The sequence below is a fragment of the Azospirillum sp. Sh1 genome, assembly GCF_008365135.1.
Lineage (GTDB): Bacteria > Pseudomonadota > Alphaproteobacteria > Azospirillales > Azospirillaceae > Azospirillum > Azospirillum oryzae.
Map to the genome: position 1 here is coordinate 132,339 of NZ_VTTK01000004.1, position 12,581 is coordinate 144,919.

Sequence of the window (12,581 nt, forward strand, 5' to 3'; positions counted from 1 at the left end):
CGGGGGGGAGAGGGTGGATCCCCCGATCCCCCGCAGGACCCCAGCCATGACCATCGCCCTGTCCGCCGCCACCCTCCCCGACATCGCAGCCCGCGCCTCGGTGCCGGCCTACGACCGTTCCGCCCTGTCCGCCGGGATCCTGCATTTCGGCGTCGGCAACTTCCACCGCTCCCATCAGGCGGTCTATCTCGACAGCCTGTTCGCCCAGGGTCGCGACCATGACTGGGCGATCCTCGGCGCCGGGGTGATGCCGTCGGACCAGCGCATGCGCGACGCGCTGGAGGGCCAGGACTGGCTGACCACCGTCGTCGAGCAGTCCGGCGCGCAGAGCCTCGCCCGCGTCACCGGCGCCATGATCGGCATGCTGCCGGTCGGCGACGCCGACGCCATCATCGCCAAGTTGGCCGACCCAGCCATCCGCATCGTCTCGCTGACGGTGACGGAGGGCGGCTATTACATCGATGCCGCCGGCAAGTTCGACGCCAACCATCCGGCGATCCGCGCCGACATCGCCGTGCCCTCCCGCCCGACCACGATCTTCGGCCTGATCGTCGCCGGTCTGGCCCGCCGCCGTGCCGCCGGCACGGTGCCCTTCACCGTCATGTCCTGCGACAACATCCCCCACAACGGCATCGTCACCCGCAACGCCGTGCTGGGCATCGCCAAGGGCATCGACGCCGACCTCGCCGCCTGGATCGAGAACTCCGTCGCCTTCCCCAACGGCATGGTCGACCGCATCACGCCTGCCACCGGTGTGCAGGAGCGTGAGACCCTCGACCGCGATTTCGGCATCGCCGACAATTGGCCAGTCTTCTGCGAGGACTTCACGCAGTGGGTGCTGGAGGACCGCTTCTCCGCCGGCCGCCCGGCGCTGGAGGCGGTGGGCGTGCAGTTCGTTCCCGACGTGACGCCCTTCGAGACGATGAAGATCCGCATCCTCAACGGCGGCCATGCGGTCATCGCCTACCCCGCCGGGCTGCTCGGCATCACCTACGCGCACGAGGCGATGGAAACCCCGCTGATCCGCGCCTTCCTGCAGAAGATCGAGCGGGAGGAGATCATCCCCACCGTCCCGCCGGTGCCGGGCACCGACCTCGCCAGCTATTTCGGCATCATCGAGCGCCGCTTCGCCAACCCGAAGATCAAGGACACCATCCGCCGGCTCTGCCTGGACGGCTCCAACCGCCAGCCGAAATTCATCGTCCCGTCCATTGCCGACCGGCTGAAGGCCGGCGCCGGCATCGAGGGTCTGGCGCTGGAATCGGCGCTGTGGTGCCGCTATTGCTTCGGGACCACCGACGACGGCCAGCCGATCGAGCCGAACGATCCCAACTGGGACCGCCTGACCGCCGTCGCCCGCCAGGCCCGCACCGAGCCGACGGCGTGGCTCGGCATGGACGACGTCTATGGCGAGGTCGGCCGGGCGCAGCCCTTCCGCGATGCCTTCTCCGCCGCCCTGCGCGCCCTGTGGGCGGACGGCACCCGCGCCGTGCTCGCCCGCTATACCGGCGTCCCCAGCTGAAGGACGACCCCTCCATGACCTCATTGCAACCGCTCGACGTGCTGTGCCCCGACGTGCTGTGCCTGGGCGAGGTGCTGATCGACTTCATGCCCGCCGGCCCGGCGCAGCCCGGCGTGATCGGCGCCTTCGACCCGGCGCCGGGCGGGGCGCCTGCCAATGTCGCGGTCGGTCTGGCCCGGCTGGGGGTGCGCAGCGCCTTCATGGGCCGGACGGCGGCGGACGGCTTCGGCCGTTTCCTGGCGCGGGCGCTGACCAATGCCGGCGTCGATGTGTCCCGCCTGCGCCTCGTCCCCGACGCCAAGACCCCCGTCGCCTTCGTCTCCCTCGACGAGGAGGGGGAGCGGGAGTTCCTGTTCTATGGCGAGCCGATGGCCGGATTCTCCCCCGCCGACCTCGACCTCGACGCCATCGCGGCGGCCCGCCTGCTGCATTCCGGCTCCATCGGCCTGATCGACCGATCCTCGCGCGAAGCCAGCCTGCTGGCGGTGGAGACGGCGCGCAGCCATGGCCGGCTGGTCTCCTTCGACGCCAACCTGCGCCTCGCGCTCTGGCCCGACCGCGACACGGCGGAACGCCTGATCCGCCAGGGCATCGCCGCCGCCGCCATCGTCAAGCTGAGCGACGAGGAACTGGAATTCCTGACCGGCAGCGCCGATCCGGACACCGCCGGCCGCGGCCTGTGGCATGACGGTTTGCGCCTGCTGGTGGTGACACATGGCCGCAATGGTTGCACCTTCCTGACCGCCGACGCCTCGGGCCATGTGCCGGGGATGGCCGTCACCGCCGTGGACACCACCGGCGCCGGCGACGCCTTCGTCGCCGCCCTGCTGGCCGGCATCCTTGAAGATGTGGACAACGCCTTCACCCCCGACCGCCTGCAGGACATCTGCCGCTTCGCCAACGCCGCCGGCGCCCTCACCACCACCGCCCCCGGCGCCATTCCCTCCCTGCCCGACCGTACCGCTATCGACCGCCTGCTGGCCCGCTGAGGCGGGGTCGGTTTTGAAGCTTTCGATGGTGCGGCATCCGACCCGGGATTAGAGTTTCCGGGTCAACATCTCCCCGTTTCCGCCCCTACTATCCCCTCTCCCCCCCGGGGAGAGGGTTAGGGTGAGGGGGTCGCGTGGCGAGGATCTCCAAGCATCACGCACTCCCCGCTCCCCACCAAATCCACGCCATGCACCCCCCTCACCCCGACCCTCTCCTCGGGGGGAGAGGGAGAATGCAACACTGAACACCACTGGAGTGCCCCCCGGATTTGAGACAGGGTTAAAGTGTTCCGTTTCTCTGAGGGAGAGGACGGATGGGAGAGAAGCGAAGTTTGGAGTTCAAGGTTTCGCTGGTTCGTCGGCTTGACGCTGGCGAACGGATAACGGATCTTGAGCGGGAGACTGGCGTATTCCGTGCGCAGATTTACCGCTGGCGAAATGCTTTTGGGCGTGATGGTGAGGCTGGATTGGAGCGTCGTCCCGGTCGCTGGCGCGGCTATCGTCGGTCTCGATCTGCGGAGGGAGGCGCGGCAGCGGGTCGGGCGCCGAGCGCGCCTGTGGGAGCCGTGTCGGATCAGCTTGCGCCTGAGGTGCGGGCCTGGGTGAGTGAGCTTGAGCGGACCGTTGCCCGCCAGCAGTTGGAGTTGGATTTTTTCAGCGAAGCCTTGCAGCGTATCGAGGAGTCACGCCGGCCGAAGAGCGCGGCTGGCGAGACGGCGTCTACGCCGCCATCCAGGCGATGACGCAGCGGCAAGGCAGAATTCCGGTGGAACGGATGTGCCGGTTGGCCGGGGTGAGCCGGGCCGGCTTTTACCGGCATTGGCAGGAGCGCGCGCCGGCAGCGGAGGAGACCGACCTGCGCGACGCCATCCAGCGGTTGGCCCTGGCGCATCGGCATTACGGTTACCGGCGGATCACGGCGCTGTTGCGCCGGGAGGGGCGGCTGGTGAACCACAAGCGGGTGCTGCGGCTGATGCGGGAGGACACCCTGCTGTGTCTGCGGCGGGCGGCGTTCGTCCCGGCGACGACGGACAGCCGGCATGACTTTCCGGTCTGGCCCAACGTGGCACGCCGCTTGACGCTGAGCGGGCCGAACCAGCTGTGGGTTGCCGACATCACCTATGTCCGGCTGGGTAGGGAGTTCGCCTATCTGGCGGTTATCCTGGACGCCTGGTCGCGCCGGGTGATCGGCTGGGCACTGGCCGATCATCTGCGTGCGGAGCTGGCACTGGAGGCGCTCGACGGCGCCTTGGCCGCGCGCGGAGCGGGACCGATGGTTCACCACTCCGACCGAGGCGTTCAATATGCATGCCGGGCCTACATCGGGCGTCTGGAGGCTCATGGCGTCCAGCCAAGCATGAGCCGGGTCGGCTGCCCTTACGACAATGCCATGGCGGAGAGCTTCATGAAGACACTCAAGACCGAAGAGGTCGACGGTCGAGCCTACGCTGACATCGCCCAGGCGCGGGCCTGCATCGACCGCTTCATCGATGAGGTATACAATCGGCAGCGCCTTCACTCGGCCCTTGCTTACAGCCCACCGGTCGAGTTCGAAGAAAAATTCCCGCCACCAGGGCCGGGCGGCCGCCCGGCCCTGGTGGCATGACCAATCCGGAACAGTTTAACCGTCGTCTCAGCTTCGGGGGGCGGTCCACCACCCCGAAAACCGTTCCATAGCGTTCCAAACGTTCCACTCCCAGGGCGCCTCCCACCCTCAACCACCACCTCTAGAAAGAAACTCAATCTTTAACAAAACAAATTGATCACTCCAAAATAATGATGGCGCGGCTCCGGGTGCCTAGCTATCGTGACGCCTGAAATTGCGAATCCCGCCACTCCAATACGGCGTTCTATACCCAATGGTTATATCCAATGGGATAGAATATCCCAGAAGCGGCAGGCGTTGCTTTAGTGAGGCATGATGAGTGACTTGCAGACCCTGTCGCCGACCGAACTTGATCTGGCGACGCTGATCGTGAACACCCTCACCCTGGAAGCCGACCCGGAGGATATCGACCCGGACACCCCCCTTTATGGCGAGGGGCTGGGCCTCGATTCGATCGACATCCTGGAGGTGGCGCTCGCCGTCTCCAAGACCTATGGGGTGAAGCTGCGGGCGGATGACGAGAACAACACCAGGATCTTCGCCTCGCTGCGCACCCTGAACAGCCACATCCAGCAGCTCAAAGCCGCCTGATGCCATCCGCCGCCGCCTGGACCAGGGGAGGGGCCGCGGTGGGCGCCGGCCTGTCGCTGTTCGCGCTCTATCCCCTGCTGGTCCATGGCGCCATCGTCGCCGATCTCGATGCCGACACCGCGCTGGTGCTGGCGCTGGTGCAGGCCGGGGTGACCGGGCTGGTGGTCGGCCGGGCCGCGCCGCGCTTCCGCTGGATCGCGCTGGCCGGCGCCATCGCCCTGTTCGGCCTGTCCTGGCGTTCCGCCCGCGACGGGCTGCTGGCCGCCTCGGCGATCAGCCATGCCGCCATCTATGTCGGCCTCCTCGCCCTGTTCGGCCGCACCCTGCTGGCGGGACGGGAGCCGCTGATCACCTGGATCGCCCGGCGCATCCGCGGCAGTCTGACCGACGAGATGCTGGTCTACACCCGCCGCGTCACCATCGCCTGGTGCCTGTTCTTCGCCGGTCAGCTGGCGATGTCGGCCCTGCTGTTCGCCTTCGCCCCGCCCGCGGTCTGGTCCTTCTTCATCAACGTCCTCGACCTGCCGCTTGTCGCCGCAATGTTCCTGACGGAATACGCCTACCGCCTGCGCAAGTTCTGGAATTACTCCCACGGCTCCATCGCCGACGTCGTCCGCGTCTTTTCGGAGCGGCCAAACCCATGATGGTTTCGCAATGACGATGCTGTCCACCACCCGCCTGCCGCTGCTGCGCCACGGCGGTCCCGACGACCTGTTCGCCCTGCATGACGGCCGGCCGGTGACGGTGCGCGCCTACCTTGCCGCCGTGCGCGATCTGGCCCGCCGCCTGCCGGACGGCGCCTATCTGCTGAACCTGTGCGGCGACCGCCTGGGCTTCGCCGTCGGGTTGGGGGCCGCGCTGCTGCGCCGCCAGATCTGCCTGCATCCCCCCAACGACACCCCGGCCACGCTGCGCCAGCTGGAAGAGAGCTATCCCGGCCTGATCTGCCTGACCGATGCCGGAGCCACCTATCCCGGCATGACCTGCATCGAGGCGCTTCCTCCCGGCGGCCTTGACAGCTTGGCCGGCTCGCCCTTCGACGCCGACCTCGCCTTCCCGGCCGATCAGGTGGCGGCCATCGCCTTCACCTCCGGCTCCACCGGACGGCCGATGCCGCAGGTGAAAAGCTGGGGCACCCTGGTCCGCAGCGTCCATGGCGCCGGCACCGCGCTGGAGATCGCCGATCTCGGCCCAGCCGGTCTGGTCGGCACCGTTCCGCACCAGCACATGTACGGGCTGGAATCGGTCATCCTGCTGGCGCTCCAGCATGGCTTGGTCCTGCATGGCGGCCGGCCGCTGTTCCCCGCCGACATCGCCGCCAGCCTCGCCGACCTGCCCGGCCGCCGCATCCTGGTGACCACGCCGGTCCACCTGCAGGCCCTGCTCGCCGACGGCACCGCCCTGCCCCCGCTCGACTTCATCCTCTGCGCCACCGCTCCGCTGGCTCCCCAGCTCGCCATCGACGCCGAGGCCCGGCTGGGCGCTCCGCTGCACGAGATCTACGGCTGTTCGGAGACCGGTCAGGTCGCCGTCCGCCGCACCAGCGCCACGGCGGAGTGGCTCTGCATCGACGGCATCCGCCTGCGCCAGGACGAGCAGGGGACCTGGGCATCCGGCGACTTCCTCGACGGCGAGACGCTGCTGGCCGACGTGATCGAACTGAAGAGCGACACCCGCTTCATCCTGCACGGCCGCTCCGCCGATCAGGTCAACATTGCCGGCAAGCGCAGCTCGCTCGCCTTCCTCAATCACCATCTGAACTCGGTCGAAGGCGTGATGGACGGCGTGATCTTCATGCCGCGGGAGGGGGAAAGCGGGACCACCCGCCTCGCCGCCCTGGTAGTGGCCCCCGACCTGACCGCCGAGACGCTGCTGGCCCGCCTGCGCGAGCGGATCGACCCGATCTTCCTGCCGCGCCCCCTGCGCTTCGTCGATGCCCTGCCGCGCAACCCGACCGGCAAGCTGCCGCGCGAGGCCCTGCTGCGGATGCTCGACGACAGCCGACCCGACTAGGTGCCGACGCCGTGCCCAACCGCACCGACATCCACTTCCCCGCCGACCATCCCACCGCCGCCGGGCATTTCCCCGGCAACCCGATCATTCCCGGCGCGGTCCTGCTCGACACCGCCCTGACCGCCATCGCGGCGGCAGAGGGCCTGACCTCTGCTCCGAGCCGCCTGCGCTCCGCCAAATTCCTTCACCCGGTCCGCCCCGGTGACCGCATGCTGGTCGAATGGCATGCCGGCCCGACCGGCGGCATCGCCTTCACCGGCAGCGTGGAAGGCCGTCCCGTGATGACCGCCACCCTGATGACCGGCAGCGTGACCTCATGAAGCTCCCCCTGCGCGCCAAGCCGGCGACCGAAACCGCCGCCTCTCCCATCGCCCCGCCACCACCGCGCCGTCGTCGCAAGGAGTGGATGACCCGGCCGGAGCGCAGCACGACCGCGGCCATCAAGTTCATCGTCTGGGTCGCCCTGCGGCTCGGCCGGCGGGCGGCACGGCTGCTGCTCTATCCGATCTGCCTCTATTTCGTCCTGTTCTCGCGCAAGCCGCGCCGGGCGTCGGCGCTGTTCCTGTCCAGGGCGCTGGGCCGTACGCCCGGCTTCGGCGACCTGTTCCGCCACTATCACGTCTTCGCCGCCTGCCTGCTCGACCGCGTCTTCTTCCTGAACGACCAGTCCGACGATTTCGACATCCGCGTCCATGGCGAGGACATCGTCATCGACCTGATGCAGCGGGGGGAGGGCTGCCTGCTGATCGGCGCCCATATGGGCAGCTTCGAGGCGATCCGCATGCTGGGCCACCGCCAGCGCGACCTGCGCGTCAGTCTGGTGATGTACGAGGAGAATGCCCGCAAGATCAACTCGGTCCTCAACGCCATCAACCCGCTGCTGTCGATGGAGGTGATCGGGCTGGGCCGGCCGGATTCGATGCTGCGGGTGCGCGAAAGGTTGGACCAGGGCCATTTCGTCGGCATGCTCGCCGACCGCACCCTGGACGGGGAGGAGGAGGTCCGCCTGCCCTTCCTCGGCCAGCCCGCCGGCTTCGCGCTGGGGCCCTTCCAACTGGCGGCGATGCTGAAGCGGCCGGTGGTGCTGATGGTCGGGATCTATCAAGGCGGTCGACGCTACGACGTCCATTTCGAGCGCATCGCCGACTTCTCCGATGTGCCGGTACAGGACCGGCCGGGCCTTGTCCGCTGGGCAGCCGGGCGCTTCGCCGACCGGCTGGAGCATCACGCCCTGTCCTCCCCCTACAACTGGTTCAATTTCTATGATTTCTGGAAATAGACCGGCCCGCCGCCCAATCCTGGCGGCCTTGGGAACAGGCTTGGCCGCATTCCTGCTGGCGGGCGCCGCCGCACCGGCACCGGCGGCCGAATCCTGGGGGCTGGAGGATTTGTTCGCCCGCTTCGCCCGGGTTCCAAGTTCAAACGCCCGCTTCACCGAAACGCGCGAACTCGGCCTGCTGACCGCCCCGCTGGAGAGCAGCGGCACATTGACCTACCGCCGCCCCGATTTCCTCGAAAAGCGCACCCTGCAGCCCCAGCCGGAAAGCCTGCGGCTGGACGGCGACCGCCTGACCCTGACCCAGGCGGACGGAGCATCGCGCACGCTGTCGGTCTCCGCCATGCCGGAAATCCAGACCTATGTGGAGAGCATCCGCGCCACCCTGCGCGGCGACGTGCCGACCCTCATGCGCTTCTACGAGGTGGCTTTGGAAGGCACGCTGCAGGACTGGCGCATGCAGCTGACTCCGCGGGCGGAGGAGGCCCGCCAGACGGTGCAGCGCATCGTCATCGCCGGCCGCGACGCCGCGATCCGCCGGATCGAGGTTCTCCAGGCCGACGGCGACCGCTCCATCATGACCATCCAGCCCGACCCGGCATGACGGCCGCGGTGCGTAGGGGCGGATGGGCCGTCGCGCTGTGGCTGGCGGGGCTGATCGCCTGTGGCCTGCTGGTGGCGCGTACGCCGGTCACAGCCGACCTGTCCGCCTTCCTGCCGCGCTCCCCCTCCGCCACCCAGCAGTTGCTGGTCGACCAGCTGCGCGACGGCGTCGTCTCCCGCCTGATCCTGATCGCCATCGAAGGCGACGCACCGGATCACCTGACCGGCCTCAGCCGCGCGCTCGCCGCCCGGCTGCGCGGCGACCCGCTGGTGGCGGCGGTCGAGAATGGCGAGCGGACGGGGCGCGGTCCCGACGGCACCTATCTCTGGACCAACCGCTATCTGCTCAGCCCCGCCGTCACCGCCGACCGCTTCACCGCCGATGGTCTGCGCGACGCCCTGCAGAACGACCTGCGCCTTTTGCAATCGCCCGCCGGCATGGCCCTGAAGCAGGCCCTGCCGGCCGACCCCACCGCCGAGATCCTGCGCCTGACCGACCGGATGCTCGGCGACGCCGCGGGTCCGGCCAGCCGCGACGGCGTGTGGATGTCCACCGACGGGTCGCGGGCGCTGCTGCTTGTGCAGACCGCCGCTCCCGGCTTCGACATGGACGCCCAGCAGAAGACGCTCGACCTGATCCGCAGTGCCTTCGACGAGGCGCGGGCGACGACCGGCTCCGCCCGATTGGTGATGACGGGGCCGGCCGTCTTCTCCGTCCAGACCCGCGACCGGATCGAGGCGGACGCCACCCGCTCCTCCATCATCGCCACGGTCCTGGTGGCCGGCGTGCTGCTGCTGGTCTACCGCTCCTTGCGCGCATTGGCCCTGTCACTGCTTCCGGCGGCGACCGGTGCACTGGCCGGGGTCGCGGCGGTGGGCTTGAGCTTCGGCACGGTGCACGGAATCACGCTGGGCTTCGGCGTCACGCTGCTGGGCGAGAGCGTCGATTACGCCATCTATCTGTTCACCCAGACCCAGCCGGGCAGCCCGGCGCGCCGCACCCTGCTGCGCATCTGGCCGACCCTGCTGCTGGGGGTGGCGACCTCCGTCGTCGGGTTCGGCACGATGCTGTTTTCCAGCTTCAGCGGTCTGGCGCAGCTCGGCCTCTTCTCCATCACCGGGCTGGTGGTGGCATTGGCGGTCACCCGCTGGGTGTTGCCGGTCCTGCTGCCACGGGACTACTCCACCGAACGCCCGGCAAGGCTGGCGCCGCTGCTGACCGCCCTGACCCGCTCCGCCCCGGCTCTGCGCCTGCCGCTGGCCGGCGTGACGCTGTTGTCGCTGGCATGGCTGGCCTATCAGGGCCCGACCGTCTGGTCGGCGGAACTGTCCAGCCTCAGCCCGATCGCGGAAGCCGACCAGCGGCTTGACGAGGCGCTGCGCCGCGACCTCGGCGCCCCCGACGCCGGCCATCTTCTGGTCACCAGCGCTCCTACGATGGACGGGGCGCTGGCCGCCGCCGAACGCCTGTCCGCCCCGCTGGAAGCAGTGGCCCGCGACCATCAGATTGCCGGTTACGACTCCCCCGCCCTCGTCCTTCCGAGCCAGGCGGCCCAGCGCGCCCGCCAAGCCGCCCTGCCGCCGCCCTACCAGCTGCGCGCCGCCTTGACCCAAGCCCTGCAAGGCCTGCCCTTTCGCCCGGATGCCTTCGCCCCTTTCCTGGCCGACGCCGACAAGGCGCGGACCCAGCCGCTGCTGACGCCGGCCAGCCTGGACGGCACCAGCCTGAAGCTGAAACTCGACTCCCTGCTGGTCCGCACCGGCAGCGGCTGGACCGCCATGCTGCCCTTGCGCGGCGTCACCGACCCGCAGGCGCTCGGCATCCGGCTGGCCGGCGACCCGGCGGCGAAGGGCGCCATCCTGCTGAACCTGAAGGAGGAATCCGACAGCCTGTACCGCACCTATAGGCAGGAGGCGCTGACGCTGGCCCTCCTGGGCACCGTCGCCATCACGGTGCTGCTGGCCGCCGCCCTGAGGTCCGCCCGCTCGCTGGTCGCGGCGGTGATGCCGCTGGCCGCGGCGGTGGTCATCACCATGGCGCTGCTGACCTCACTGGGACAGGCACTGTCGATCTTCCATCTGGTGGGCCTGCTGCTGGTGGTCGGTGTCGGCTCCAACTATTCCCTGCTGTTCGAGCGGCCGGAGCCGTCCGTGGCCTTGCGCGAGCGCACCGTCGCATCCGTCGCCATCGCCAACCTCTGCACGGTCATCGGCTTCGGCACCTTGGCGTTTTCAGCGATCCCCGTGCTGCATGGCATCGGCATGACGGTGGCCGTCGGCGCCTTCCTCAGCCTCGCCTTCGCCGCGGTGCTGAGCCGGCAGCAGCCCGCCGGAGCGGAGGGTCCGAGCCATGGCTGAGCGCCGCTGGACCCCATCTCCCCTGCTGCATGCATCGGCCGCCCTGCATGTCGCCGCCTTGGCCGGTGTGGCGGCTTTGCCCGCGGCATGGCCCTGGGCGCTGGGGGCGGTGGCCGGCAACCATGTCCTGCTTGGCGCCATAGGGCTCTGGCCGCGCAGCAGCCTGCTCGGCCCCAACCTGCGCCGCCTGCCGGTGGAGAATGCGCGGCGGGGCGAAGTCGGTCTCTGTTTCGACGACGGCCCCGATCCGGAGGTCACTCCCGCGGTCCTCGACCAGCTCGACCGCGCAAACGCCAAGGCAAGCTTCTTCTGCATCGCCGACCGCGCCGCCCGCCACCCCGCCCTGATCGACGCCATCATGCGCCGCGGCCATACGGTGGAGAACCACAGCTGGCGTCATTCCCACCGCTTCGCCGCCATGGGCATCGGCGCCATCCGCCGCGAGGTCGGGGAGGCGCAGCGCATCCTGAGCGACCTTGCCGGCCGGCCGCCCCGCTTCTTCAAGCCGCCGGCCGGCCTGCGCAATCCGCTGCTCGACCCCGTGCTCGCCGGCTTCGGCCTGCGTCTGGCGACCTGGACCCGGCGCGGCTTCGACGCGGTGCGGCGCGACCCGGCCGGGGTGGAGCGGCGCCTCGTCCACAAGCTCAGTCCCGGCGACCTGCTGATGCTGCATGACGGCTCGGCAGCCCGCGACGGCAACGGCGATGATGGCGGCCGGCCGGTGGTGCTGACGGTGCTGCCCCGCCTGCTCGATACCCTGACCGCCCGAGGGTTGACGGCCGTATCGCTGGAGGTGGTGGCCGATGACTGACGCCGTCTTCCGCGATCTGGTCGCCGGCGCCGCGCGGCCTTATCGCCGCTGCGGCCGTTACGCCTGGCATTTCGCCAAGGGCAAGCTGGCCGGCGACCCCGTCTTCCGCCACCTGATGAGCCGGCCGCTGCTGCCAGCCCGTGGCCGGCTGCTCGACCTCGGCTGCGGCCAGGGGGTTCTGACGGCGCTGCTGCGAGCGGCGGCGGAGCGGCACGCAGCCGGTGATTGGCCGGCCGACTGGCCCGCGCCTCCCGCCGCCCTCGTCACACAGGGTGTCGAACTGTCGCCCAGACGGGTGCGGATCGCCCAATCGGCGTTGGGCGTCGACGCCGTCGTCCAGGGCGACATCCGCAACGCCGACCTGCCGGCCTGCGACGCCATCGTCATCCTCGATGTGCTGCTCTACCTCAGCCGGAGCCAACAGGAGGCGATACTCGCCCGCTGCGCCGACGCACTGGAGCCCGGCGGACTGCTGCTGCTGCGGGAAGCGGACGCCGACGGCGGCCTGCCCTTCCAGGTCACCCGCTGGGCGGAGCAGATCGCCTGCGCCGCCCGCGGTCGCTGTCGCCAGCCTTTGACCTACCGCCCGGCGGCGGAGTGGTCCGCCCTGCTGGCCGTCCAGGGCTTCGCCACGGAGGCTCTGCCGATGAGCCAGGGCACACCATTCGCCAACACCTTGTTCATAGGCCGCCGAAGCAACGCCTCAGTCCAAATTTGTCCTTCCGGGCATGAATTTTCCAATGCTAGCATTTCACCGGAAATGAAACCGCAATCCACCGCCCGCCCTGTCCAACGATCATAAGAACTTCATC

At 69.4% G+C, this 12,581-nt stretch carries 12 protein-coding genes; all 12 read left to right on the forward strand.

Annotated elements, in window-relative coordinates; genetic code table 11:
• Positions 1 to 46: 46 nt before the first annotated feature.
• The 12 genes from FZ029_RS06525 (at position 47) to FZ029_RS06580 (ending at position 12,571) form a co-directional block, all read left to right on the forward strand.
• Positions 47 to 1,522, forward strand: a complete 1,476-nt coding sequence (locus FZ029_RS06525) for a mannitol dehydrogenase family protein (protein ID WP_149268495.1) — start codon at positions 47 to 49, stop codon at positions 1,520 to 1,522.
• Positions 1,523 to 1,536: 14 nt separating this feature from the next.
• The gene (locus tag FZ029_RS06530) at positions 1,537 to 2,511 is read left to right on the forward strand and encodes a carbohydrate kinase (protein WP_149268496.1); all 975 of its coding nucleotides are present in this window, start codon (positions 1,537 to 1,539) and stop codon (positions 2,509 to 2,511) included.
• Positions 2,512 to 3,250: 739 nt separating this feature from the next.
• Positions 3,251 to 4,117, forward strand: coding sequence for an IS3 family transposase (locus FZ029_RS06540; protein ID WP_149268498.1), 867 nt, complete (start codon positions 3,251 to 3,253; stop codon positions 4,115 to 4,117).
• A gap of 312 nt (positions 4,118 to 4,429) precedes the next feature.
• The gene (locus tag FZ029_RS06545) at positions 4,430 to 4,708 is read left to right on the forward strand and encodes a phosphopantetheine-binding protein (RefSeq protein WP_149268499.1); all 279 of its coding nucleotides are present in this window, start codon (positions 4,430 to 4,432) and stop codon (positions 4,706 to 4,708) included.
• Positions 4,708 to 5,352: a hypothetical protein gene (locus FZ029_RS06550; protein ID WP_149268500.1), complete on the forward strand. Its 645-nt coding sequence runs from the start codon at positions 4,708 to 4,710 to the stop codon at positions 5,350 to 5,352. The genes FZ029_RS06545 and FZ029_RS06550 overlap by 1 nt, the downstream gene beginning before the upstream one ends.
• 10 nt (positions 5,353 to 5,362) lie before the next feature.
• Entirely contained in the window at positions 5,363 to 6,721 is a 1,359-nt protein-coding gene (locus tag FZ029_RS06555; RefSeq protein ID WP_211104102.1) for an AMP-binding protein, read from the forward strand.
• An 11-nt stretch (positions 6,722 to 6,732) separates the two neighbouring features.
• Positions 6,733 to 7,041, forward strand: a complete 309-nt coding sequence (locus FZ029_RS32915; protein WP_188051834.1) for a hotdog domain-containing protein — start codon at positions 6,733 to 6,735, stop codon at positions 7,039 to 7,041.
• Positions 7,038 to 8,000, forward strand: coding sequence for an acyl-CoA synthetase (locus tag FZ029_RS06560; RefSeq protein ID WP_149268501.1), 963 nt, complete (start codon positions 7,038 to 7,040; stop codon positions 7,998 to 8,000). Before FZ029_RS32915 ends, FZ029_RS06560 begins: the two co-directional genes overlap by 4 nt.
• A gap of 40 nt (positions 8,001 to 8,040) precedes the next feature.
• Positions 8,041 to 8,601 (forward strand): LolA-related protein, encoded by a 561-nt coding sequence (locus tag FZ029_RS06565; protein WP_188051835.1) that lies wholly within the window; start codon positions 8,041 to 8,043, stop codon positions 8,599 to 8,601.
• Entirely contained in the window at positions 8,598 to 10,958 is a 2,361-nt protein-coding gene (locus tag FZ029_RS06570) for an MMPL family transporter (protein WP_149268503.1), read from the forward strand. The genes FZ029_RS06565 and FZ029_RS06570 overlap by 4 nt, the downstream gene beginning before the upstream one ends.
• Positions 10,951 to 11,769 (forward strand): polysaccharide deacetylase family protein, encoded by an 819-nt coding sequence (locus tag FZ029_RS06575; protein ID WP_149268504.1) that lies wholly within the window; start codon positions 10,951 to 10,953, stop codon positions 11,767 to 11,769. Before FZ029_RS06570 ends, FZ029_RS06575 begins: the two co-directional genes overlap by 8 nt.
• Complete coding sequence (locus FZ029_RS06580) at positions 11,762 to 12,571, forward strand: class I SAM-dependent methyltransferase (RefSeq protein ID WP_149268505.1); 810 nt, start codon at positions 11,762 to 11,764, stop codon at positions 12,569 to 12,571. The genes FZ029_RS06575 and FZ029_RS06580 overlap by 8 nt, the downstream gene beginning before the upstream one ends.
• Positions 12,572 to 12,581 lie beyond the last annotated feature (10 nt).

Bases quoted from the DNA above. Each gene is read 5' to 3' on its own strand.
- FZ029_RS06545 (WP_149268499.1), top strand. From the start codon at position 4,430: ATGATGAGTGACTTGCAGACCCTGTCGCCGACCGAACTTGATCTGGCG.
- FZ029_RS06550 (WP_149268500.1), top strand. From the start codon at position 4,708: ATGCCATCCGCCGCCGCCTGGACCAGGGGAGGGGCCGCGGTGGGCGCC.
- FZ029_RS06560 (WP_149268501.1), top strand. From the start codon at position 7,038: ATGAAGCTCCCCCTGCGCGCCAAGCCGGCGACCGAAACCGCCGCCTCT.
- FZ029_RS06555 (WP_211104102.1), top strand. From the start codon at position 5,363: ATGACGATGCTGTCCACCACCCGCCTGCCGCTGCTGCGCCACGGCGGT.
- FZ029_RS06570 (WP_149268503.1), top strand. From the start codon at position 8,598: ATGACGGCCGCGGTGCGTAGGGGCGGATGGGCCGTCGCGCTGTGGCTG.
- FZ029_RS06540 (WP_149268498.1), top strand. From the start codon at position 3,251: ATGACGCAGCGGCAAGGCAGAATTCCGGTGGAACGGATGTGCCGGTTG.
- FZ029_RS06575 (WP_149268504.1), top strand. From the start codon at position 10,951: ATGGCTGAGCGCCGCTGGACCCCATCTCCCCTGCTGCATGCATCGGCC.
- FZ029_RS06530 (WP_149268496.1), top strand. From the start codon at position 1,537: ATGACCTCATTGCAACCGCTCGACGTGCTGTGCCCCGACGTGCTGTGC.
- FZ029_RS06580 (WP_149268505.1), top strand. From the start codon at position 11,762: ATGACTGACGCCGTCTTCCGCGATCTGGTCGCCGGCGCCGCGCGGCCT.
- FZ029_RS06525 (WP_149268495.1), top strand. From the start codon at position 47: ATGACCATCGCCCTGTCCGCCGCCACCCTCCCCGACATCGCAGCCCGC.